Source organism: Clostridium sp. AM29-11AC, assembly GCF_003480545.1.
GTDB lineage: Bacteria > Bacillota > Clostridia > Lachnospirales > Lachnospiraceae > Otoolea > Otoolea saccharolyticum_A.
The window spans coordinates 29,386-51,964 of the sequence record NZ_QUJI01000012.1; the positions used below are offsets into that span (position 1 = coordinate 29,386).

Genomic DNA, 22,579 nt, shown 5'->3' on the forward strand with positions numbered 1-22,579 from the left:
TTTTTTGGAAAGGAGGTCTCCCTTATGGCAACCACACGCATCATGCCGCTGCATATCGGCAAGGGTCGGACTGAGAGCCGTGCCATCAGCGATATTATTGACTATGTGGCAAATCCCCAAAAGACCGACAACGGAAAATTGATTACCAGCTATGGATGTGACAGCCGCACTGCTGATGCAGAGTTTCTGTTGGCAAAGCGGCAGTATATTGCCGCCACCGGACGAGTGCGCGGTACAGATGATGTGATCGCCTACCATGTGCGCCAGTCGTTCAGGCCCGGAGAGATCACACCGGAGGAAGCCAACCGGCTGGGCATAGAATTTGCCAGGCGGTTCACCAAAGGCAATCATTCCTTTGTGGTCTGCACCCACATCGACAAATCGCATATTCATAATCACATCATCTGGTCGGCGGTCAATATGGATTGTGACCGGAAGTTCCGTAACTTTTGGGGAAGCACCAGAGCTGTTCGACGTTTAAGTGACACCATTTGTATCGAGAACGGACTATCCATTGTGGAGAACCCCAAGCCCCACGGAAAAAGCTACAACAAGTGGCTGGGCGAACAAGCCAAGCCCTCCCATCGGGAACAGCTACGGGTGATGATTGACCGGGCGCTGGAGCAAAAGCCAGCAGACTTTGACACACTTCTGCAACTGCTTTCCGAGATGGGCTGCGAGGTATCTCGGCGCGGGAAAGCAATCCGCCTTAAAGCTCCCGGCTGGAAGAATGTAGCCCGTATGGATGACAAGCTGGGAGCCGGGTACAGCGAAACAGAAATCCGTGCGGTGCTGGCTGGAGAAAAGCAGCACACGCCCCGCAAGAAATCCACCGTGCAGCCGGAGCCACCCAAGGTCAATTTGCTGGTGGATATTCAGGCAAAATTGCAGGCCGGGAAAGGTGCTGGATATGCACGCTGGGCCAAGGTTTTTAACTTAAAACAGATGGCGCAGACCGTGAATTTTCTTACCGAACATCACCTACTGGACTATACAGAGCTGGAAGAAAAAGCGGTGGCGGCTACCGCCCATCACAATGAGCTGTCAGCGCAGATTAAGGCGACGGAGAAACGCATGGCAGAGATCGCCGTCCTGCGTACCCATATCGTTAATTATGCCAAGACCCGCGAGACCTATGTTGCCTATCGCAAGGCCGGTTATTCCCGAAAATTTCGGGAGGAACATGAGCAAGAAATTCTGCTCCATCAGGCGGCAAAAAATGCCTTTGATGAGATGGGAGTGAAGAAGCTGCCCAAGGTCAAAGACCTGCAATCTGAGTATGCCAAACTGCTGGAGGAAAAGAAGAAAACCTACGCCGAGTACCGGCGTTCCCGTGAGGAAATGCGGGAACTTTTGACGGCAAAGGCCAATGTGGATCGGCTGCTGAAAATGGATGAGGAACAGAAAAAAGAACAAGAAAAAGACCACGGCCAGCGGTAAGCCGGTCATGGTCATAAGCGTCCATCGGACGCGTAGCCGCAGAATGAAATTCTGCGTTCAAAGGGGCTTGGGGGCGCTGCCCTCAACAAGCAAAGCAGAGGGGGAAATCACGTCAGGATTTTTCCCTCTGTGGGCCGAGTGTATTAACACCGGCATTGCTTGCCACTTTTGTTCGCAAACAATATCCGTATCCTTTACACGATGATTTACTTTTATTATCATAGTCGTAATAAGTATATAAACTACTTACATATAAGCACCTAAAATATGAAAGGGCTGATAAAATGATGACCTTTGAAAAGGTTTTAGAAGTATTCAACGATTACCTAAATAAAGATAGTGTTTTGGAGGTGGTGAACACTAAGCGAGGATACACCGTTATGATTTGGGATGAAAAAGATGAGCAATGGTTTGGTGTGGAACATTGCAAAGCCCCCGAGCTTTTACGGGATGCCTTACTTGATGGCTATCGTGATTTTTTAGAGCAACAACTTACTCATAACCGCAGGAGTTTAACCGAAACAGAAATCTTAGATATTCAAAACCGATGTGAACAGCTTTATGATTTGTGTGGAGAATAAAAAAATAACCTAAAAAGTGCGATAGCCTGTGTAGGTGTCGCACTTTTTTCAGTTGGCTTGGCTTACGAAAACAGCGTTAATTATTCCGCAGTTTCTCTTGCCTTTTTCAAGCCTTGAGCCGTAGCTTCCATCACGATAAGCTCCTTTTCTTCCATATCATTCAACAGTACATCAACTTGTTTGCGGCGATTGTTGTCGCCATCTTCATTGCATGGAAAAAAGAACTGGTCTACAGAGATGTCAAGCAAGGTAGTAATGAGATAAAATTTGTTAAGCCTTGGGTGCTGCCCCCTGTTCTCTATATACATAATAGAGCGTGGCGTAAGGTCTACCAGTTGGGCAAGATATTCCTGTGTCCACCCTTTTGCTTCCCGAGCTTTTTTTATCGCTATACCTAACGGCTTAAAATCAAGTTTTCTTTCATCTTGGTACATTTTAATATCATCCTATATCATTGTACATTTCGGGTGATGATATTTGAACGAAGTATGATTTTATGTTTAGTAGTGTATAATTTCGTATTAGTGGAGAGAAACTTGCTATTATTCGTCATTCCGTATATAATAATTATATACTCTTTGCGAAAGGAAGTTGATATTATGAATTACATTTCTGTGAAAGCCGCTTCTGAAAAATGGGGCATATCGGAAAGACGGATACAAAAATTATGTGAGGAAAATCGCATTGACGGAACTGAAAAATTTGGTCGTGCATGGATGATACCAAAAGATGCAGAAAAACCCGTTGATGGACGTATGAAAACAAGGAACAAACAGGAGGAGAATCATGGAATTTAATGAAAAGCTACAACAGCTTAGGACTGGAAAGAACTTAACGCAGGAACAACTTGCGGAGCAATTATATGTATCAAGAACAGCCATTTCAAAATGGGAAAGCGGCAAGGGTTACCCTAACATTGAGTCGCTCAAGTGTATTTCTAAATTCTTTTCTGTGACCATAGATGAACTGCTATCGGGCGAAGAACTGATTACACTTGCCGAAACTGAAAATCGTTCCAACTTGAAAAAAATTTACAGTTTCATTTATGGAATATTAGATATGATGGCGGTTACTTTTATACTTTTGCCGTTGTATGGTAACCTTGTTGACGGATATATTTATTCTGTCAATCTACTTTCATTTACAGACACTACCCCAATATATCTTGCAATCTATTGGATTGTTTTTATTGTTTTGATTGCACTTGGGATAGCGAAACTGATGTGTGTTTGTTTTGAAAAGGAATCATGGAGCAACATAATCACAAAATGCTCTCTCGTGCTGAGTACGCTTTTTATCTGCTTCTTAGCTGCGGCAAGACAACCCTATGTAACCGCCCTTATGTTTCTGCTATTTGTTGCTAAAATATTTGTCTGGATAAAGCAAACCCAAACAAAGTAAAATGCCATAAACCCTTTAAAATAGGCTCTGACACGATAAGTGTCGGAGCTTTTTTCGTGCTGACATCTATTGTGTCGGCATTGTGACGGTAGATTTCTTGGCTTCTATGCAATACTCGTGGATAATAAGATTGTGGTCAGCGAAAACAAGAACAGCAACCCACGGAAAGGAGAATCAAATATGGATTATATCATTGAAACAGAAAATCTTACGAAGCGATACGGAACAGCCACCGTTGTCGATAAGGTAAATCTTCATGTGCCAAAGGGCAAAATTTATGGTTTGCTCGGCAGAAACGGAGCAGGCAAAACCACAGCAATGAAAATGATGTTGCAGCTTGCTTTCCCAACGGAGGGAACGGTACGCTTGTTTGGCACAAACTATAAGGAAAATATCCATACCCTTTATAGCAAAGTAGGCTCTATTATCGAAACACCGGGATTTTACAGTAATTTAACAGGGTATGAGAATTTGCAAATTCTCGCTAAACTGCGAGGGGGAGTATCTAAAAGTGGAGTAGAAAAAGCTCTTGAAGTTGTGGGGCTGCATAAGGAGAAAAGAAAAGTCTTTTCCGATTATTCCCTCGGAATGAAGCAACGGCTTGGTATTGCCGCCGCCATTATGCACGAGCCGGAGCTTTTAATACTTGACGAACCGATTAACGGACTTGACCCCATTGGAATAGTTGAAATACGCTCATTTTTATCTGAACTTAGTCACAATCATGGCATTACCATTTTTATCTCAAGCCATGTTTTAAGCGAGATTGAACAGATAGCAGATATTATCGGCGTTATGCACGAGGGGCATTTAGTAGAGGAAGTGAATATATCCGAGCTTCACAAAAGGAATCGAAAATACATTCAATTTGATTTATCTGACAGTGAGATAGCCGGAAAGATTTTAGAAAACCACTACCACATGACGGATTTTACAGTGCAGGACGGTACGGTGAGAATTTATGACTTTAGCCAAAGTGTTGGAGAAATCAATCGAGAATTTGCACGAAATGGACTGCTCGTGACAAGGATAAATGATAGTGAGGAAAACTTAGAGGACTACTTTTCTAAACTGATTGGAGGTGGCGGTATTGCTTAATCTTATTTCTTGTGAATTATTAAAACTAAAGCGTTCAAAAATGGTGCTAATTAGTGTGGCAGGGGTATTATCTACCCCACTTTTGATGTTAATAGAAGCCTTGCAAACACATTTTGATAAGCCGGAGATTATCTTTACCTTGTCTGACATATACAGCGACAGTGTACTGTATATCATGCTGCTGGTAAACATTATGATATATGTGGCAATTGCAGCTTACTTGTTTAGCAGAGAGTACACAGAAAGCACCCTCAAAACCATATTGCCCATACCCATTTCAAGGACAAAACTATTAATTGGAAAATTTTGCACCCTGCTTCTTTGGATTGTTATGCTAACCCTTGTAACATGGGCAGGTATATTTATCGTTTGTGGGCTATATGACGCTGTCTTTACATTGGAGGGATATAGCTTACTAGTGGCAATAGTATGGCTCCCCAAGTTTTTGTTTGGCAGTATCCTGATGTTTTTAACAGTTTCTCCTTTTGTGTTTGTTGCTATGAAAACAAAAGGATTTGTCGCCCCGATGATTGGCTCTGCCGTGATTGTCATGGGAAGTGCCGCACTTTCAAATCAAGAATGGGGAGCGTTGTATCCGTGGACAGCCACCTATTTCTTGGTGCAGGGTAAACTTCAGAGTACCGGCTATCCTACACTGCTGTCTGTATCTATTATTATTCTTGTATCAGCAGTTGGTTTTCTTATGACCTTTCATCATTTTAAAAAGGAGGATTTGAAATAATGGTACTTGATTTTATAGAAATTTTAAAAGTTATTTTTCTTGGAATTGTTGAGGGTATTACTGAGTGGCTACCTATCAGCAGCACAGGACATATGATTCTTGTGGACGAATTTATCACACTTAATATGAGCGAAGCATTTAAAGAAATGTTTTTTGTTGTTATTCAACTTGGAGCTATACTCGCAGTGGTTGTAATGTTTTGGAACAAGATGTTTCCCTTTCAATTTAAGAACAAAGCACAGTCAATTGTTAAAAAGGATACTTTCTCGTTGTGGTTCAAGGTTGCGGTAGCTTGTGTACCGTCAGCTATTATGGGGATTCTATTTGATGATTATTTGGATGCTTACCTCCAAACCCCCATTGTGATTTCAATCATGTTAATCTTTTATGGTTTGTTATTCATTCTCATAGAAAATTGGAATAAAAAGCGTACTCCTACTACTATGGCACTTTCTGACATCAGCTATAAAACAGCAATCTTGATAGGGGCATTTCAAGTGTTATCACTTATACCCGGCACATCACGGTCGGGAGCAACGATTATAGGTGCTTTACTCATAGGAGTTTCACGAGTGGCAGCAGCAGAGTTTACTTTTTTCCTCGCAGTACCTACTATGCTTGGAGCAAGTGCTTTTAAGCTGTTAAAATTCGGGTTTGAATTTACAAGTGCAGAACTGCTCGCTCTTGTTCTCGGTATGGCTGTGGCATTTGCGGTATCTGTCTTAGTAATTAAATTCCTAATGAACTTTATCAAAAAACATGATTTTAAGGTGTTTGGTTGGTATCGAATTGTGCTTGGTATACTTGTTGTACTTATAAAATCTTAATAATGCGTTTTCTTTGTGCGCGAATAAAAATGCCAGTTGGTCCTTAAGATCAGCTGGCATTTTTGTTTCTGGGGATGGAAAACAACCCAGAGATTCTCGTTGTCGATCTCCTCCTGATTTTAGTTTGCATGGTGAATTTTGCAAATTGAATCTACAGGAGGTTAATAATGGGATTTAATTATGGATATGAGAAAAAGAAGTTTGATAGTAGATGGAAGCGTTTAGAAGTTGAGTATTGTGATGCAGGGATGAGCGAAGAACAGATTGCTGCCATGAAAGAATATGACTGGGCATGGTTTTGCAGTCAAAGGGTTTTTCAAAACCATACGCAACCAATACCTTGTGAACAATATGATGAAGTATGTGGTCAATCACAGCTGTTCCGAAAGTTTGCATCGTTATCTTATCAATGGGATGTTGATAAGATTGATCAAACGCGATATGGATGGTTGGCTTCGGTGGAAAACGAACAACTACTGTTGAGATTGAAGAAGCTGTCGAAGAAAGATTTGGAGCTATTGACATTACTTTTTGTGGATGGTTATCGTCAAATTGATGTAGCACGTCTTTGGCATTGTTCCAGAAGTGCTGTTGCACAAAGATTTAAAAAAATAAAAAAATTTTTGAATAACACTTAACAAATGAAGCGTATCAGTGCCTACCCATTGAGGGAAGAACATTCTCCCAATGTGGAGCTTGACAATTTCATAGACGGCATTTCCGGTACATAACCTATGTACGAGCGAATCAGGCACGCCGCGAAGATGGACAGCCCCAGGAGGTGATGAATAGGACTGTTCCGAGCGATCCACGTCAGCCTGATACCCGAAAGTGGCATTTCAGGGCGCGATGACTGCATAGGGGTTAAAGATACTTCCTCACGGCCTCCTAAAGACTTGGGGGGAACTCTGCGGCGCACGAGTAAAACGACGCTGTGGAGTTATGACAGCCGCGCCAGCGGAGACCGGAATGTCCCCATCGCCAGGGGTGCGTGGCAAATGTGGCGAGTAAATTTTTCAAAGTCAGATACCATGCGCTGGCAGCTTCGGTTGCCAGCGCATTCATGTGATTTTGAAAGCAACAACCACATCTTTGACAGAAAGGGGGACCACCTATGGAAAAATTGATTTCGCGGAAAGAGGCTGCCAAATTACTGGGGATTAGCATTGCCACTTTGGATGCAGCTCGAAACAGTGGGCTAATTTCCTATGTTCAGTATGTGCAAAATGGTTGCGTGTACTTTACAGATGCTGGCCTTCAGGAGTATATCGCAAAATGCACCCATCGTGCAAAGCCAGTGGAAAAAAGCGCTACATACCGCAAGCTGCGAAGTGTCCGAGCTTGAGCTGTTCCGTATCCTTGCTGGAACCTAATATGTCTGATAAAACAAAGGTACAGCGCTGGACATTATTCTTAGGAGGTGACGGAATTGGCAAAAAGAAAAAGGGCAATTCCTCAATATGGTACGGTCGTGCTTAACGGCATTGAATATTATAGAACCAGAGTCGAAGATTCGGATGGAAACAGAGTGGCGCTTTATGCAAAGACGCCCGAAAAGCTTTATGACAAGGAACTGGAGGCGTTAGAGCAGATTGACAGTACTACGTTTCGTCGAAGATCGCCTACGGTTGCTGAGTACTGTGAGAAGTGGCTGCTGATGCAGTCCGTCCATGTTCGGGCCACCACCTTGACAGATTATACCTCTAAGGTGCGGCGGCACATTATTGGAGGGCTGGGAGACAAGAGAATGGCTGATGTATCCCTGGATGACATCCAACTTGCCCTCGTACCTGTTTCCAAGAAGTCGGCTTCGGTTTATAAGTCTGTGGTGATTCTCTGCAAGTCCATTTTCCGGGCGGCCAAGGAGAGCCATGTGATTGACGAGGACCCGACCATATACCTGGATGCAAAGGGAGGAGTTCCCCAGGAAGAAAGACAGGCATTGACGGATGAACAGGTTGAGCGGCTTTTGGACACGATCCGGGATTTGCCGCCCTATGTATTTGTGATGATCGGTTTATATGCCGGTCTGCGCCGGGAAGAAATCCTGGCGCTGCAATGGGATTCTGTGTATCTGGATGCAGAGGCTCCGTACTTAACGGTACGGCGGGCATGGCACACAGAACATAACAGGCCGGTCATTCTTACCGAGCTAAAGACCAAAGCGGCACAAAGAAACATTCCTCTCCCGGTCTGTCTGGTTGAATGTCTGAAAGATGCAAAGAAAAAATCCACTTCGGATTATGTGATTGCCAATCGGGACGGTGATCCGCTATCCTATACACAGTTTAAGCGGCTGTGGCAGTATATTGTGACGCGGACTGCAAAGCCGAGAATGGCCAGAAAACTTGTGGACGGAAAGTATGTAAAATATATGCTTTACCCGAAACTTGGAGAAAAAGCCAGGAATAACGGCCATGTGGTATATAGCCTGGATTTTGAAGTGACACCGCATCAGCTGCGGCACACCTACATCACCAATCTGATTCATTCTTCGGTGGACCCCAAAACGGTACAATATTTGGCGGGCCATGAAAGCAGCAAAATCACGATGGACATTTACGCAAAGGTCAAATACAACAGGCCGGATGATCTTGTCAAAGCAATGGGCTGTGCCTTTGACTTATGGGACGCTGTGTAAGTTCCGAACAATTCAGAAAATGAAGTAAGAGCGAGACAAGGATGTCTCGCTCTTAGTTTTTCCTTGGCCGTATCTTTGATTCAATTTGAAATCTCTGATAAAAAGGAGGTGTAGATACATCACCACGCGAGAAAGGAAATTAATTATGGCAAAGAAGAAAAAAAACATACCTCAATATGGAACCGTCACACGAAAGGGTGTCCTGTATTACAGAACCCGGATTCTGGACGCAGACGGCAAGCAGGTGAGCTTGTATGGGACTACCTGCGAGGAACTGTACGATAAAGAGCAGGAGGCGAGACGCCAGGTAGCGGAGATCATCTTCCACCGGGAGCATCCTACTGTGGCCGAGTATTGTGAGAAGTGGCTGTTGATGCAATCCGCAAAAGTGTCGCCGGCTACACTGAAGGGCTACGCCTCCAATATGAAGAACTACATTATCAAGCCTTTGGGAGATATGTATATGGAGGAAGTAACAGCGGATGATATTCGTCTGGCGCTGATCCCATTGTCCAATAAGTCCGAGAGCCTGCACAATACGGTGAATATGCTCCTCAAGTGCATTTTTTACTCGGCAGAGCGGAGCCAGTTGCTGGAATACAATCCGTGTGAGGGGATTTCGGCAAAAGGAGGGAAACCGACCCAAAAGAAAGATTCGCTGACAGACCAGCAGGTGGAAGTGCTGCTGGAAACCGTCAAAGGACTTCCGCCGTATCTGTTTACCATGATCGGCTTATATGCCGGTCTGCGCCGAGAAGAAGCTCTCGCCTTGCAATGGGATTGTGTGTTCCTCGATGCACCCACTCCATATATCTCTGTGCGGCGCGCATGGCGATCAGAGCATAACAGACCGGTTATCTCTACAACGCTTAAGACGAAAGCAGCAAGAAGGGATATTCCCATTCCCAAATGCCTTGTGAATTGTCTGCGGGAAGCCAAGGCTGCCTCCAAATCGGAATATGTGATTGCCGATAGTGAGGGACAGCCCTTGTCATATTCGCAGTTCAAACGTGTCTGGCAGTACATCGTTGTTCGGTCTACCAAGGAGCGTACCTATTATAAGTATGTGAACGGACAGAGCATCAAGTACACTGTTCAGCCGAGTCTGGGAGGACATCAGAAAAACAATCCCAACATTGTGTATAGCCTGGACTTCGATGTGACACCGCACCTGCTGCGGCATACCTACATCACCAATCTTCTGTATGCAGGTGTTGACCCCAAGACGGTCCAGTACCTTGCCGGACATGAGAACAGCAAGACAACTATGGACATCTATGCAAGAGTAAAGTATAATAAACCAGAACAGCTATTCGATGTAGTAAATTCTGCATTTCATCAAGCTGTCCCCTCGTAAAAGTGGCCTGTTTTTTGGTTAAGGAATAGGACAACCGAGGGGCCGAGGCTCAAAAAAGCCCGGAATATCAAGGAAAATCATCGCTCAGACGATTGAAATACGGCCTCAAGGCTGCACGTCGTGCACCACAGTTCTCCAAGAGATAATTACGTTCAGAATATTTCAAAAACCCCGGAAAGCTTCGGTTTTCCGGGGTTTTTTATGTGGCAGGGCTGCCCGGTGCCTCCTCTTACCCTCTTCTCTGTTTCAGGAATCATATCAGTTATTCAAAAAAATCATTTCTCAAAATCTCAAAATGAATTTTAAGTTCAGTTAAGTTTCCGTTTTAACTTTGGCTAAGGAAGAAAAGCTATACTTTAACCGTGGAAAGAAAACACAAAATAATGAAAATCGGGTTACGTTTCGAAAGGAGCAGGCTTTATGTACAACGAACTAGACTATGATTCCATGACCCGTGCAGCGAACCCTGATCATCCTGTACATCCGGCCAGCAGAAAAAGGAAGCACAGGAAAAACAGATTTATCAGGAGAGCTGCTGCGTTTACATTGAGCGCAGTGCTCTTCGGCGTAATTGTCCAGGGGACATGCTATGGTGTAAGCACTCTGCTGCGATATGCAGGAGAGCTGGACTCCGTATCTCACACATCCAGAGCCTCGGGCCAGTCTCTTGATGTAACTGAAATCGCAGCCAGGGGCCTCCCCTCTGTTGTATCTGTGACGAATATTTCGGTACAGGAGGTGCAGCGCTATTTCGGACAGTTTGGACCTAATGGAAGGGGGCCGGTGCAGCTGCAGGAAACCACAAGCTGCGGTTCGGGAGTAATTATCAGTGCCAGCGATTCCGCTCTCTATATAGTCACCAATTACCATGTGGCAGAGGGCGCCACAACCCTTTCTGTGACATTTGCAGATGACCAAACATATGAAGCGCAGCTGTGCGGCTTTGACAGAACAATGGACATCGCTCTGCTGAAGGTTTCTGCCGATATCCTGTCTTCGGACACCCTTTCGCAAATTTCTGTTGTGGAGATCGGCAATTCGGATGAATTGGCTGTGGGCGAACAGGTCGTTGCCATTGGAAACGCTCTTGGATACGGCCAATCTGTGACCACAGGCATTGTCAGCGCTCTGGACCGCACAGTCAGCACGGACACAGGGGTATCCACATATATTCAGACGGACGCAGCAATCAACCCGGGCAACAGCGGAGGAGCCCTGCTCAATATGAATGGGGAATTAATAGGAATCAATACGGCTAAGGTTTCCTCTACGGAGGTGGAGGGGATAGGATATGCGATTCCTGTCTCCCAGATTCTGGAACTGATTGAGTCTTACATGAATTAAAGAAGAGCCAAGGAGGTAATACAGTGTCATATCAGGCAACTTTTAAACGCTATGAGATCAAATACCTGCTGACGGAGCAGGAAAAGAGAGGGGTTCTGCAGGCAATGGAACCCTACATGAAGCTGGACGGATACGGCCGCACCACAATACGGAACATCTATTACGATACGGACACCTACCGGCTGATCCGGCGTTCGTTAGAAAAGCCGGCATACAAAGAAAAACTGCTCATCCGCAGTTACCGGCCTGCGGCTTTGGAGGACCCGGTCTTTGTAGAGCTGAAGAAGAAATACAAGTCAGTGGTGTACAAGCGCAGACTCACCCTCCCGGAAGGTGAGGCCATGAACTGTTTTCAGAACGGGGAGCCGCTTCCGGTCCGCTCCCAGATTGCAGAGGAAATTGAGTATTTCCGCTCCTACTATGGAGAGCTGCGCCCGACCGTTTTTCTCTCCTATGAGCGGGAGGCATTCTATGCTCTGGACGGCGGAGATTTTCGCGTTACCTTTGACGAGAATATCCTGTACCGGGAACATGATTATTCTCTGGGAAGTGAAGTCTATGGTACTCCTCTTCTGCAGGAGGGACAGACGCTGATGGAGATTAAAACTGCCGGCGGCCAGCCGCTGTGGATGAGCCACGCGCTGAGCCGGCTCCGGTTATACCGCACATCCTTTTCAAAGTACGGCTCAGCCTATCAGCATATGATGGCAAAATCCATGAACGATTCACAGAGGAGGGTGCGGTATGCTGGATAATTTATTTCGCGGGCTGTTTGATACCCAGCTGACAAGTGTGATACCAGTGTCTGATTTTCTGCTCTGCGTTGTGAGCGCACTGGCAATAGGGCTGATTCTTGCCGGCTTCTATATGTACCGAACCAGATACACCAAAAGCTTTGCAGCAACCCTTGCGATGCTTCCGGCGGTTGCTTGTGTGGTCATCATGATGGTCAATGGGAATGTGGGAACCGGCGTTGCGGTGGCCGGGGCTTTCAGCCTGGTGCGCTTCCGCTCTGTACCGGGCTCTGCAAAGGAGATTGGCGCTATTTTTCTTGCCATGGGCACCGGTCTGATCGTGGGAATGGGGTATCTGGGATACGCATTTCTCTGCGCTTTCATCTTCGGTCTGGTGAGCGCTGTCTACAGCCGGCTGGACTTTGGTTCCAGAAGAAGGGCAGCCGTATATAAAACCCTCCACATCACGATTCCGGAGGATCTGGACTATACAGATGTTTTTGATCCTATTCTTAAAAAATACGCGTCGGAATGTGAGCTTGTGCAGGTTAAAACCACCAATATGGGAAGCCTGTTTCGCCTCACCTACAATCTGACTCTGAGGTACGAGGGAAAAGAGAAGGAGCTGATTGATAAGCTGCGCTGCCGGAACGGAAATCTGGAGATTACAGTTTCCAGACAGGAGACAGTGATCGGCGAATTGTAAAAGGAGGTAAAACATGAAAAAAAGAGAGATACTGTCACTGGTGCTTGTCACTGCTCTCGTCTTCTCCGGATGCAGCCCGGCAGGGGCCGGTGTATCTGAAAGTCCGGCCTCAGAGGCGGACGCAGCAGACGGCGAACAGTCACCATCATCGGCCGGCACACCGGTCAGCACATCGGACATGTTTACGGACCGGGACATGGAGATCGGGTATGACGAAGAAACCAGCGTCCGCATTGCCTTATCGGGAGACAGCGCTTCCTGCGGCTTCGATGCGGTGGAGATCTCCGGCAGCACAGTCACCGTAACGGAGGAAGGTACCTATATTCTCTCGGGAACCCTGAACGACGGGATGATTGTTGTCAATGCCGGGGACACGGACAAGATTCAGCTGGTGTTGGATCAGGCAGAGATCACAAATGGCACATCTGCGGCCATCTATGTTCTGGAGGCAGACAAAGTCTTTATCACTACCGCCTCCGGCACCACCAATACCCTCAGCAACGGCGATGAGTACGCGGCAGTCGATGACAATAATATCGATGCCGTGATCTTTTCCAAATCAGATCTGACCTTAAACGGCGAGGGAACCCTGACCGTTTCCGCTTCGGCAGGTCACGGTATTGTCTCCAAGGATGACCTGGTTTTCACAGGCGGAACCTATGACATCACTGCTGCAGACCATGGAATCTCCGGAAAGGACAGCGTGCGCATAGCAAAGGGAACCTACACGATTTCCAGCGGCAAAGACGGCATACATGCAGAAAATAAGGATGACAGCAGTTCGGGGTTTTTATATATTGCTGACGGAAGCTTTACTATTGCCGCAGGCGGCGACGGAATCAGCGCAGCCAGTTACCTGCTGATTGAAAACGGAACGGTTTCCGTTACTGCGGGAGAAGGCAGCGCCAGTGCCGTCATGGCCAGCGACGGCAGGGGTTTTGGACGGCAGGGAGAAATCGAGACGCAGGCCGCGGCCGCCCAGGAGGAAGACACTGTCAGCCAGAAGGGAATCAAGGCTGACGGGACTGTCACGATTGCTTCGGGAGCCTTTGTCATGGATACGGCAGACGATTCCATCCATGCAGGAGGCGATATTCTCATCTCGGACGGTGAATTTGAGCTGAAAAGCGGAGACGACGCCGTCCACTCAGATGCCGCAGTCACCATTCAGGGGGGATCCTTCAGCATTGAATACTGCTATGAGGGCATTGAAGGCCTCTCTGTCACTGTGGACGACGGCAGCTTTGGGATAACATCCCAGGATGACGGGATCAATTCCGCCGGCGGCGCGGACAGCTCTGGCTTTGGCGGCGGACGTCCCAGACAGGATTCATTTTCCGAAGGCTCTGACAGTTTCATTATAATCAACGGCGGTGACTTTACCATCACTTCTGCGGGAGACTGCATTGATTCCAATGGGGACTTGGCCATCAACGGCGGAACGCTTCAGCTTACCTGCAGCGGAAACGGAAACACGGCTTTAGACTGCGATGGAAGCTACGCTGTCAACGGCGGTGACGTCACCACCAACGACGGCTCCGAGAACAATCCGGGCCAGATGGGAGGCGGCATGGGAGGCAGAGGAGGTATGGGACCAAAGCGCCCGAATGGTGAGGAAGAGTGATGCGTTTCAAACTTCCTCCAGGAAGAATCCCCGCGTCATCCTCCTGACTGTATTGTGGAAGCGATGGATGCAGACAGAAAGAACAGAAAAACTTTTTCCTGCTTGAATTACAGGTTTTTATGTAAAAGCATTCAAGCGTGCAGGAACTTCGAAGAGAATAAATCTATAGAAAAAATCTATAGAATTACCCAATATATGATATTAAACGATTAGAACTGCCTCTGCAGATGGAATATACTTGAGGAGAACTATAAGAACGGCCTGCTGTTTTGTAAAAACGGCAGGCGCAGGTATATTTGAAAGACAGAGGAGGAAAAAGGATGAACGGAAAATGGAAGAGAGCAGCAGTGTATACCGCAGCGGCACTGCTGCTGACAGCATGTGCAGGAGGCGGACGGGATACGGAAAGCAGCGCAGCCGCTGAAGAGAAAGTAATCCGCATCGGATGTGAGGCGACTACACCAGGGTGGATTCAGACGGATGAAAATGGAAATCTGACAGGCTACGACTATGATGTATGGATGGAGATTGGGAAAAGGACAGGCTACAAGATAGAATACCAGATTATGGAGTGGGACGGCATGTGGGCCATGCTGAATGACCAGCGTCTGGATACCGTCGGGGAGCAGATATCGGCTACGGACGAGCGCAGGCAAGCCTACTGCCTGTCAGAGCCCTACGCCTACAATATCTATTCTCTTCTGTCGCGGGCAGACAACGAAGAGCTTCAGTCCATGGATGATCTGAAGGACGGAATGACCATCTCCTGTGAGACAAACACCAGTGATGAGCTGATTGTAGAGGCAATCGAGAAGGAGTACGGAGTAAAGCTGGAGCCGGTCTACTATGACGGAATGTCTGTTCAGGAAGTGGCTCTTGGAAGGTGCGATCTGTGGCCCAGGGCAAAGACTTCCTGCATTACCACGCTGGAGGAGGTAGACAACCTGAAAATTCTGGGAGATACGAATGTACTGGAGACAAATGTATACCCATTTTCTAAGACGGAAAGAGGAGAGGAACTGTGCTCTGTCGTTTCAGAGGCTATAAAAGAAATGCACGAGGACGGAACACTGAAAAAGCTGTCAGAAAAATGGTTTGACATGGATATTTCCGTGCAGCCGGAAGGCGCCGAGGAATTATAAAAGGAGCGGCTAGATATGGATTGGGAATTTTCAGTCAGTGTCCTCCGCTCGATGTTTGCCGCCCTTCCCACTACCCTGAGCCTGGCAGCAGTGTCTTTTGTGCTGTCCCTGCTGCTGGCTGTGGTGATTGCAGGGATTGATTATTTTAAGGTGCCTGTCCTGAGACAGGTGTGTGCAGTCTATGTGTCATTTTTCAGAGGAACGCCGCTGATTCCTCAGCTGTTTCTCCTCTATTTCGGAATTCCTACCTTTATCCCCGAGCTGAGAGATATTCCGGCTTTTGCCGTGTGCATTGTGGGGCTGACATTAAACTCAGCGGCCTATATGAAAGAGGCGGTGAGAGGAGCGCTTCTGTCTGTGCCTGCGGGACAGAGGGAGGCGGCTCTGGCCCATGGGATGACTCCCCTGCAGGCAATGGCCCACATTGTTTTTCCGCAGGCGGTCAGAGTGGCGATTCCGTCCCTGTTTAACAACCTGGTGGATATTGTGAAGGGAACCTCCATGGCTTTCACGATTGGCGTTATCGAGATTACGGCTGCCGCAAACCTGAGAGCTTCCGTGACCTTTCGTTACTTTGAGGCGTATATGCTCCTGATGCTTCTTTACTGGGTGATTATCCTGGTGCTGGAACGGGCGGAGGCGCTGCTGGAGAGAAAATTTTCAGCAGGGTATGTAAGATAGGGGGAGGAAAGTGGTAAGGATTGAAAATCTTCACAAAAGTTTCGGAAATCAGGAGGTTTTAAAGGGACTCAGCCTGGAAATAAAGAAGGGAGAGGTGGCGGCGGTAATCGGTTCTTCAGGGACCGGAAAATCCACACTGCTTCGATGCCTGAATTATCTGGAAACGCCGGATCAGGGCAGCATTACCATCGGCGGAGTAACGGTGGACGCCGCAAGCCACACGAAAAAGGAGATTCACTCCCTGAGAAAGCAGTCGGCTATGATTTTCCAGAACTACAACCTGTTTCTGAACAAAAATGTTCTCCACAATGTCATGGATCCTCTGATCTTTGCCAAGAAAATGAACCGGCAGGAGGCCAGAAAAAAGGCTGAATACTATCTGGAAAAGGTGGGAATGGGAGACAGAGCACAGCAGTATCCTGCCACTCTTTCAGGGGGGCAGCAGCAGCGGGTGGCCATTGCCCGTTCTCTGGCTGTAGAGCCGGATGTGCTGCTCTTCGATGAACCCACGTCTGCCCTGGATCCAGAGTGGGTTCAGGAGGTGCTGGAGGTCATTGAGAAGCTGGCAGAGCAGCATTTTACCATGATTATTGTGACACATGAGATGAAGTTTGCAGAAAAGGTGGCAGATCGGGTGATTTTTATGGAAAATGGAAGAATTGTGGAAGAGGGAACAGCAGAGGAAATCTTCAGAAACCCGAAAAATAAACGTACCAGGGCGTTCCTGAAGCTGGAGGAGAAACAGGAATATCAGGTGCTCCTCTCTGACAGCTACAAAGAAATGATTCCCATGTTTATTGAGGAAGGGCTTGAGATAGAACCTGACTCAGAGGTACCGGAGGGACTTCTGACCTGTCTGGAGGTGAAGGACACAGAGACAGGACAGAGACTGGGAGGAGCGTCTTTGGTTTACGACAAGGATGTATTCATCCTGAAAACAGTGGCAGTAAAAAAGGAGTTTCAGGGAAGGGGCCTGGGAAGGCTTCTGGTGCAGCGGGCAGAGGCAGAGGCCCGGAAAAGAGGGGCGCAGTGCCTGTATCTGAATGCCAAGGTGCCGGAATTTTATAAAAAGCTTGGCTTTGAGATCATCCGGAGGGATGATGCCCCGGATATTTCTGACTGCCAGAACTGTCACAGGTATCACAATGGATGTGAGTCTGAGATCATGAAGAAGGAATGGACAAATGCAGGAGACAGTGAAGTATAGGGACAGAAAAAACACAGACTGCGAGAAATGGGACGGTCTTAAGGAGCAGTTCGGCAAAGCAGAGCTTCTGCCGGCCTGGGTGGCAGACATGGATTTCGAGGCTCCCGCCTGTGTGCAGGAAGCTCTCAGAAAGTATGTGGACTTTAATGTATACGGCTATTATAAGGTGCCGGAGGACTACTGGCAGTCGTTTATCAGCTGGGAGAGAAAGTACCATTCCTATCAGGTGAAAAAAGAGTGGATACGCTTTGTGCCGGGAGTAGTGCCGGCCATTTACTGGCTGATTCAGATGCTGACCGGGGAGGGGGACTCCGTTCTCGTGATGCCTCCGGTCTATTATCCGTTTTTTCATGCGGCAGAGGAAACAGGGCGAAGGCTGATTCGCTGCCCTCTGCGCTGCAGGAACGGTGTCTACGAGATGGATACAGAACTGTTTAAGAGGAAAATCAAAGAGGAAAAGGTCAGACTGTTTATTCTCTGTTCCCCCCATAACCCGGTGGGGCGCGTATGGACGCGGAAAGAACTGAAGACGATTCTGGACCTGTGCCTGGAAAACCATGTTTTTGTAATTGCTGATGAGATTCACCAGGATCTGATTACAGGGGAGCGGGAGCAGACGGCGGCGGCAGCTGTGGGAAGTTACGACAGCATTCTGATAACCCTGACATCTGCGGCCAAAACCTTCAATCTTTCAGGCTGCCAGAACGGCTTTCTGATTATCCCCGATTCCGGTCTCCGGCAAAGATATGACGAGACGGCCAGGAGGCTCCATCTGACAGAAGGGGGAGCCTTTGGCTACATAGCCGTGCAGGCTGCTTATCAGGGAGGCAGGCAGTGGCTGGAGAAAGCACTCTGCCTAGTCAGGGATAATTATGTCTGCCTGAAGGAAGCGCTGAGCCAGAGCCTTCCGGATGCAGTCATCTCACCTCTGGAGGGAACCTATCTTGCGTGGGTTGATTTATCGGGGGCAGTGAAAAAAGAAAGAGTGAAGGAACTGGTTCAGAACCGGTGCGGACTCGCAGTGGATTTTGGGGAGTGGTTTGGAGGCAGGGAGTATGAGGGATATATCCGGATTAACCTGGCCACCAGCAGGGAGAATGTGAAGGAAATCGCAGACAGGCTCAGCCTTTTAATAGAAGGATAGCCTTTCCCGCATCAGAATCATACCGCTGCAGAGTCAGAGCGGTTCGTTCAGAAACAAGCAGATGGGCCCGTCTGCTGCAAAACAGCTCTCTGAGAAAATAGTGCATAAAATCGGCACCTGAGGAAGCAAAAACGGCTTTCAAGGGCGCCGATTTTTCTTTTCAGCCGGCCTCCCCTCCTTTTCGCTCCCACACAAGTCCTCTCTCGTCAAATCTTCCCCATCTGTGGTAACAGAATACCTCAAACAGGGCCATGCAGATCCATCCGATGATGGTTCCTGCTGCCACAGCCTCAACACCCATGGCGTCTAAAAGCAGGTAGGTCAGGGCCACACGGATGGGAATCTGCAGAAGGGTGGCCCAGAGGGTGATTTTCAGGTTTCCGATCCCTCTGAAATATCCCTGGAAGGTATTGGTAATCCCGGACAGAAGGTATCCAAAGGACATGGGAATCAGGTAGGAGATCCCCGCTGCGATCGCCGCAGTTTCCTCCGGCTTCAGGAAAAAGCCCAAAAGCAGCCGGCACTGGCTGAACACGAGGACTGCCACCAGGGCCACGTAAATCTCCGCAATACAGAGCATGGTTTTCAGCCCCTTCGAGATCCGGCCGAAGGTTCCGGCCCCTTTATTCTGGGCCGCAAAGGTAGTCATGGAGGAGGCCAGGCTGTCGCCGGGGGCCAGCACGTAGCTGTCCACGATGGAGACTGCATTGAAGGCTGCGACGGCGTCCACGCCCAGCATGTTGACTCCGGACTGGACGAGAAGCCGGCCCAGGTACAGCATGGTCTGCTGGAGGGCGGAGACAGAGCTGAAATCAATGGTCTTTTTCAGAAAATCCCTGTCTATGCGGAGCTCTCTGACGGGAACCCAGAGGATTTTTGCCCGGACAGCGATGTAGGCAAAGAGAAGAAGGGAGGAAACTGCCTGGGCGATCACAGTGGCCACAGCAGCTCCATAGACGCTCATGTGAAAGGTTCCCACAAGAAGGATGTCCAGAACTACATTGACAACAGTTGTGATTATCAGCACATACAGAGGGGCCTTGGAATCTCCGATGGCCCGAAGTCCCGCAGACAGGATATTGTAAAAAAAGGTGAAGATCAGTCCTGCGGTGACGATTCTCAGATAGTCGGATGCCAGAGGGGCGATCTCCTCAGGTGTCTGCGTCAGGCGGATGAAAAGCCCGCTTCCCGCCACAGCCAGCACAGTGATAATGACGGTGAGGATCAGACCGGACACGATGGAGGTGGCCATCTCCTTTTTCAGCGCCGGAAAGTCACCGGCCCCGAAGTACTCTGCCATGATGATAGATGCGCCCATGGAAAGACCTACGATCAGAAAAATCAGAATATTCATAATCGGACCGGCCGCGCCGATGGCTGCCAGCGCCTCTTTTCCGTTAAACTGCCCCACCACGACGGAATCCACGGTGTGGTAGAGCTGCTGGAACAGGTTTCCGAATACCAGCGGAACCGCATATACAAGCAGGTGGCCGGTGATACTTCCCTGCGTCATGTTTCTGGCCATAGATTGTCCTCCTTCTGCTGTCCTGACAAATAAAATGATTTAAAAAAATCAAAACTATTGTATAATAATTATAAAAAATCATTCATACCACAATTATAAGACTATTTCAGGGATTGTCAACAAAAGAAAGAGAAAAGAGAGGGTTCATATGGAAGAGAGGAAGAAAACAGAGAAAGCTGATGAGAGCATAAGAGAGAGAGGGGGGAGAGAGATGGCAGAAGAAGGTGAAGCGAAAAAGCAGAGAGAAAAAGGAGGGACGGCCGTCAGTGAAAAAGAAACGCTGGAGGCGCGCATCGCGGCCGCAAGGCTGACGCCCAGAGATCGGGCCGTTCTGGACTATATCGTGAAAAATAAGAAGGAGGCCTGTTTTGAGACGGCGGCGCAGATTGCGAAGAAGGCGGGCGTCAGCGCCTCCGCGGCGGTGCGCGTGTCAGGACGGCTGGGATTTGAGAGCTTTGCCCAGTTTAAACGGGCTCTTCAGGCTGAGCTGAAGAGAGAGCTGGAAGGCGGCATGAAAGTCCGTCCCATTCCCTACGAGAAGATCAAAAGCTACGACGGGCTGACAGACGAGGAGCTGATAGGTGCAATCCGTCAGAACGCCCTCAGAAACATTGAGAGGGATCAGAACCCCGGCGATTACGGCAGCTGCAGCCGGGCGGCTGACATCCTGTCCGAGGCGGAGCGTGTCTTTTTAGTGGGCTTTCGCGCCTGCGCCGGATTTGCGGCCTCCTTCGGAGTTATGCTCTCCTGTGTGCGGCCGGGGGTACATGTGGTCAACGGCTCCTGCCCGACGGTGGATACCCTGGTGGATCTGACCGGGAGGGATGCAGTGGCAGTTATTTCCTATGACCGCTATTCCAGCGAGGCAGTCTTTGCGGCGTCCATGGCAAGGAAGGCCGGCAGCCGTATCATCGCAGTGACAGACAGGCCATCCTCCCCTGTCTGCGCCGGGGCGGAGGCAATTCTATTAAACAGTACAGAAAACCTCTCCTTCTATAACTCCTATGTAAGCCTCGTCATGACCATGGAGGTTCTGACCGGGCTGGTGAGCAGCAGGGGCAGAGAGCAGAATGAGGAGCGTTTAAAGAAAATGGAAGAGTTTCTTACAGAAACGGGACAATACTAGAAAATACAGGGGATATGTGATAGAATGTTTACAGTTCGTGCCTTGCCAAAGATGCCCATATGGCAGCGACGGTTGCGGCAGACCGTCCGGTTTTGTCCTCTGTCTGTCCTGCCATGCCTGCTCAGGGCATATACGGCAAATAAGTGTACAAAAGGAGAAAAAAGATGGAATATATGAAATATATTTTAGACACACTGGAAAAGATTGTGAACACCCCAAGCCCTTCCGGCTGCACCGGAAAGGTCATGGAGATCGTCCGCAGGGAGGCGGAGGGCTTTGGCTTTCAGACGGAGTACAACCGCAAGGGCGGCCTGATTATCACAGTTCCCGGACAGACAGAAACGGTTGTGGCTTTTTCCGGCCATGTGGATACTCTGGGGGCCATGGTGCGCTCCGTGCGGGCCGGCGGCACGCTTGCCTTCACCCAGGTGGGAGGCATGATGATGGAGGCGATTGAGGGCAGCTACTGCAAAATCCTCACCAGAGACGGCAGAGAGTTTACGGGAACCATCCAGACCACTCAGCCGTCCGTACACGTGTGGGACGGATGCCGGGAGCTGAAGAGGACGGAGGAAAATATGGAGATCCGTCTGGACGAGATTGTGCGCACGGCAGAGGATGTGGAAAAGCTGGGAATCGGAGCCGGCGACTTCGTGAGCTTTGATCCGAAGTTTGTGGTGACGGAGAGAGGGTTTGTCAAATCCAGGCATATGGATGACAAGGCTTCCGTCGCTGTCATCCTGGGTGTGTTAAAGTATATTCACGACACGGGGAAGAAGCCGGTGCAGACTCTGAAAATGCTGATCAGCAATTACGAGGAGGTCGGCCATGGGTGCAGCTATATCCCGGAGAATGTGGAGGAGCTGATCTCAGTGGACATGGGATGCGTGGGAGACGACTTAAACGGAGATGAGTACCGTGTTTCCATCTGTGCCAAGGACTCCAGCGGACCTTATGATTTCGATATGACCAACCGGCTCATTTCCCTGGCAAAGGAGTACGGGATCGGCTATACAGTTGACATATTTCCCCACTACGGTTCGGATGTGTCAGCAGCCTTAAAGGGAGGAAACAATATCCGGGGAGCCCTCATCGGCCAGGGAGTCAGCGCCTCCCACGGCCAGGAGAGAACCCATGTGAGGGGACTTATGGAAACCTTCCGGCTCATCGCGGCCTATGCAGGGCTTATGGAGAAGGAAGAATCCTCCAGACTCTTTGAGGAGCTCCTCCTTTGCGAAGGCTCTGGAAGCGGGAGGTAG

The 22,579-nt window shown here is 48.5% G+C and carries 23 protein-coding genes and 1 pseudogene; 22 read left to right on the forward strand and 2 right to left on the reverse strand.

The window, feature by feature from the left end; genetic code table 11:
- Positions 1-24 precede the first annotated feature (24 nt).
- Together DW757_RS10025 and DW757_RS10035 are read left to right on the forward strand one after the other, a co-directional pair.
- Positions 25-1,440: a relaxase/mobilization nuclease domain-containing protein gene (locus tag DW757_RS10025; protein WP_002578499.1), complete on the forward strand. Its 1,416-nt coding sequence runs from the start codon at positions 25-27 to the stop codon at positions 1,438-1,440.
- A gap of 284 nt (positions 1,441-1,724) precedes the next feature.
- A complete protein-coding gene (locus tag DW757_RS10035) occupies positions 1,725-2,021 on the forward strand; it encodes a hypothetical protein (RefSeq protein ID WP_002576327.1) in 297 nt (98 codons plus the stop codon).
- A gap of 80 nt (positions 2,022-2,101) precedes the next feature.
- Here DW757_RS10035 and DW757_RS10040 read toward each other — a convergent pair whose 3' ends face one another.
- Positions 2,102-2,455, reverse strand: coding sequence for a helix-turn-helix domain-containing protein (locus DW757_RS10040; protein WP_002576326.1), 354 nt, complete (start codon positions 2,453-2,455; stop codon positions 2,102-2,104).
- A 165-nt stretch (positions 2,456-2,620) separates the two neighbouring features.
- Here DW757_RS10040 and DW757_RS18015 point away from each other — a divergent pair, with 165 nt between their 5' ends.
- From DW757_RS18015 to DW757_RS10135, 18 genes and pseudogenes are all read left to right on the forward strand, one after another.
- Complete coding sequence (locus tag DW757_RS18015; protein WP_009246557.1) at positions 2,621-2,818, forward strand: helix-turn-helix domain-containing protein; 198 nt, start codon at positions 2,621-2,623, stop codon at positions 2,816-2,818.
- Positions 2,808-3,422 carry a bacitracin resistance transcriptional activator BcrR gene (gene bcrR, locus DW757_RS10050; protein WP_072849625.1) on the forward strand — a complete coding sequence of 205 codons (615 nt, stop codon included), beginning with the start codon at positions 2,808-2,810 and terminating at the stop codon, positions 3,420-3,422. Before DW757_RS18015 ends, bcrR begins: the two co-directional genes overlap by 11 nt.
- 180 nt (positions 3,423-3,602) lie before the next feature.
- Positions 3,603-4,520 (forward strand): bacitracin ABC transporter ATP-binding protein BcrA, encoded by a 918-nt coding sequence (gene bcrA / locus DW757_RS10055; protein WP_002576324.1) that lies wholly within the window; start codon positions 3,603-3,605, stop codon positions 4,518-4,520.
- Positions 4,513-5,262 carry an ABC transporter permease gene (locus DW757_RS10060; protein WP_002576323.1) on the forward strand — a complete coding sequence of 250 codons (750 nt, stop codon included), beginning with the start codon at positions 4,513-4,515 and terminating at the stop codon, positions 5,260-5,262. The genes bcrA and DW757_RS10060 overlap by 8 nt, the downstream gene beginning before the upstream one ends.
- Positions 5,262-6,089, forward strand: a complete 828-nt coding sequence (bcrD, locus tag DW757_RS10065) for a bacitracin resistance undecaprenyl-diphosphatase BcrD (protein WP_002576322.1) — start codon at positions 5,262-5,264, stop codon at positions 6,087-6,089. Before DW757_RS10060 ends, bcrD begins: the two co-directional genes overlap by 1 nt.
- Positions 6,090-6,256: 167 nt before the next feature.
- Positions 6,257-6,727 (forward strand): RNA polymerase subunit sigma-73, encoded by a 471-nt coding sequence (locus tag DW757_RS10070; RefSeq protein WP_002576321.1) that lies wholly within the window; start codon positions 6,257-6,259, stop codon positions 6,725-6,727.
- 476 nt (positions 6,728-7,203) lie between these two features.
- Complete coding sequence (locus DW757_RS10085) at positions 7,204-7,434, forward strand: hypothetical protein (RefSeq protein WP_002576320.1); 231 nt, start codon at positions 7,204-7,206, stop codon at positions 7,432-7,434.
- Between the two features lie 84 nt (positions 7,435-7,518).
- On the forward strand, positions 7,519-8,730 hold the full coding sequence (locus DW757_RS10090; RefSeq protein ID WP_002576319.1) for a site-specific integrase: 1,212 nt from the start codon (positions 7,519-7,521) through the stop codon (positions 8,728-8,730).
- Between the two features lie 145 nt (positions 8,731-8,875).
- Complete coding sequence (locus tag DW757_RS10095) at positions 8,876-10,087, forward strand: site-specific integrase (protein ID WP_002576318.1); 1,212 nt, start codon at positions 8,876-8,878, stop codon at positions 10,085-10,087.
- 420 nt (positions 10,088-10,507) lie between these two features.
- Positions 10,508-11,431 carry a trypsin-like peptidase domain-containing protein gene (locus DW757_RS10100; protein ID WP_118751622.1) on the forward strand — a complete coding sequence of 308 codons (924 nt, stop codon included), beginning with the start codon at positions 10,508-10,510 and terminating at the stop codon, positions 11,429-11,431.
- A gap of 23 nt (positions 11,432-11,454) precedes the next feature.
- Complete coding sequence (locus DW757_RS10105; protein ID WP_118751623.1) at positions 11,455-12,186, forward strand: polyphosphate polymerase domain-containing protein; 732 nt, start codon at positions 11,455-11,457, stop codon at positions 12,184-12,186.
- Entirely contained in the window at positions 12,176-12,871 is a 696-nt protein-coding gene (locus tag DW757_RS10110; protein WP_118751624.1) for a DUF4956 domain-containing protein, read from the forward strand. Before DW757_RS10105 ends, DW757_RS10110 begins: the two co-directional genes overlap by 11 nt.
- Positions 12,872-12,884: 13 nt before the next feature.
- The gene (locus DW757_RS10115; RefSeq protein WP_118751625.1) at positions 12,885-14,495 is read left to right on the forward strand and encodes a carbohydrate-binding domain-containing protein; all 1,611 of its coding nucleotides are present in this window, start codon (positions 12,885-12,887) and stop codon (positions 14,493-14,495) included.
- A gap of 320 nt (positions 14,496-14,815) precedes the next feature.
- The gene (locus DW757_RS10120) at positions 14,816-15,637 is read left to right on the forward strand and encodes a transporter substrate-binding domain-containing protein (RefSeq protein ID WP_118751626.1); all 822 of its coding nucleotides are present in this window, start codon (positions 14,816-14,818) and stop codon (positions 15,635-15,637) included.
- Positions 15,638-15,652: 15 nt separating this feature from the next.
- Positions 15,653-16,318 carry an amino acid ABC transporter permease gene (locus DW757_RS10125; RefSeq protein WP_021965501.1) on the forward strand — a complete coding sequence of 222 codons (666 nt, stop codon included), beginning with the start codon at positions 15,653-15,655 and terminating at the stop codon, positions 16,316-16,318.
- A gap of 10 nt (positions 16,319-16,328) precedes the next feature.
- A pseudogene (locus DW757_RS18020) lies at positions 16,329-17,060 on the forward strand (amino acid ABC transporter ATP-binding protein); the annotation flags it as partial.
- 48 nt (positions 17,061-17,108) lie between these two features.
- On the forward strand, positions 17,109-17,525 hold the full coding sequence (locus tag DW757_RS18025; RefSeq protein WP_243033581.1) for a GNAT family N-acetyltransferase: 417 nt from the start codon (positions 17,109-17,111) through the stop codon (positions 17,523-17,525).
- Positions 17,503-18,669, forward strand: coding sequence for a MalY/PatB family protein (locus DW757_RS10135; protein ID WP_118751628.1), 1,167 nt, complete (start codon positions 17,503-17,505; stop codon positions 18,667-18,669). Before DW757_RS18025 ends, DW757_RS10135 begins: the two co-directional genes overlap by 23 nt.
- 160 nt (positions 18,670-18,829) lie before the next feature.
- Here the strand turns inward: DW757_RS10135 and DW757_RS10140 are convergent, their stop codons facing one another.
- Complete coding sequence (locus DW757_RS10140) at positions 18,830-20,194, reverse strand: MATE family efflux transporter (protein WP_118751629.1); 1,365 nt, start codon at positions 20,192-20,194, stop codon at positions 18,830-18,832.
- Positions 20,195-20,342: 148 nt separating this feature from the next.
- On the opposite strand from DW757_RS10140, the gene DW757_RS10145 reads away from it, so the two are divergent.
- The gene (locus DW757_RS10145) at positions 20,343-21,320 is read left to right on the forward strand and encodes a MurR/RpiR family transcriptional regulator (RefSeq protein WP_118751630.1); all 978 of its coding nucleotides are present in this window, start codon (positions 20,343-20,345) and stop codon (positions 21,318-21,320) included.
- Positions 21,321-21,484: 164 nt separating this feature from the next.
- Positions 21,485-22,579: a M42 family metallopeptidase gene (locus DW757_RS10150; RefSeq protein WP_015574679.1), complete on the forward strand. Its 1,095-nt coding sequence runs from the start codon at positions 21,485-21,487 to the stop codon at positions 22,577-22,579.

Coding starts and splice junctions, on each gene's coding strand:
- DW757_RS10025 (WP_002578499.1), top strand. CDS start 25: ATGGCAACCACACGCATCATGCCGCTGCATATCGGCAAGGGTCGGACT.
- DW757_RS10035 (WP_002576327.1), top strand. CDS start 1,725: ATGATGACCTTTGAAAAGGTTTTAGAAGTATTCAACGATTACCTAAAT.
- DW757_RS10040 (WP_002576326.1), bottom strand. CDS start 2,455: ATGTACCAAGATGAAAGAAAACTTGATTTTAAGCCGTTAGGTATAGCG.
- DW757_RS18015 (WP_009246557.1), top strand. CDS start 2,621: ATGAATTACATTTCTGTGAAAGCCGCTTCTGAAAAATGGGGCATATCG.
- bcrR (WP_072849625.1), top strand. CDS start 2,808: ATGGAATTTAATGAAAAGCTACAACAGCTTAGGACTGGAAAGAACTTA.
- bcrA (WP_002576324.1), top strand. CDS start 3,603: ATGGATTATATCATTGAAACAGAAAATCTTACGAAGCGATACGGAACA.
- bcrD (WP_002576322.1), top strand. CDS start 5,262: ATGGTACTTGATTTTATAGAAATTTTAAAAGTTATTTTTCTTGGAATT.
- DW757_RS10070 (WP_002576321.1), top strand. CDS start 6,257: ATGGGATTTAATTATGGATATGAGAAAAAGAAGTTTGATAGTAGATGG.
- DW757_RS10085 (WP_002576320.1), top strand. CDS start 7,204: ATGGAAAAATTGATTTCGCGGAAAGAGGCTGCCAAATTACTGGGGATT.
- DW757_RS10095 (WP_002576318.1), top strand. CDS start 8,876: ATGGCAAAGAAGAAAAAAAACATACCTCAATATGGAACCGTCACACGA.
- DW757_RS10100 (WP_118751622.1), top strand. CDS start 10,508: ATGTACAACGAACTAGACTATGATTCCATGACCCGTGCAGCGAACCCT.
- DW757_RS10110 (WP_118751624.1), top strand. CDS start 12,176: ATGCTGGATAATTTATTTCGCGGGCTGTTTGATACCCAGCTGACAAGT.
- DW757_RS10115 (WP_118751625.1), top strand. CDS start 12,885: ATGAAAAAAAGAGAGATACTGTCACTGGTGCTTGTCACTGCTCTCGTC.
- DW757_RS10120 (WP_118751626.1), top strand. CDS start 14,816: ATGAACGGAAAATGGAAGAGAGCAGCAGTGTATACCGCAGCGGCACTG.
- DW757_RS10125 (WP_021965501.1), top strand. CDS start 15,653: ATGGATTGGGAATTTTCAGTCAGTGTCCTCCGCTCGATGTTTGCCGCC.
- DW757_RS18025 (WP_243033581.1), top strand. CDS start 17,109: ATGTTTATTGAGGAAGGGCTTGAGATAGAACCTGACTCAGAGGTACCG.
- DW757_RS10135 (WP_118751628.1), top strand. CDS start 17,503: ATGCAGGAGACAGTGAAGTATAGGGACAGAAAAAACACAGACTGCGAG.
- DW757_RS10140 (WP_118751629.1), bottom strand. CDS start 20,194: ATGGCCAGAAACATGACGCAGGGAAGTATCACCGGCCACCTGCTTGTA.
- DW757_RS10145 (WP_118751630.1), top strand. CDS start 20,343: ATGGAAGAGAGGAAGAAAACAGAGAAAGCTGATGAGAGCATAAGAGAG.
- DW757_RS10150 (WP_015574679.1), top strand. CDS start 21,485: ATGGAATATATGAAATATATTTTAGACACACTGGAAAAGATTGTGAAC.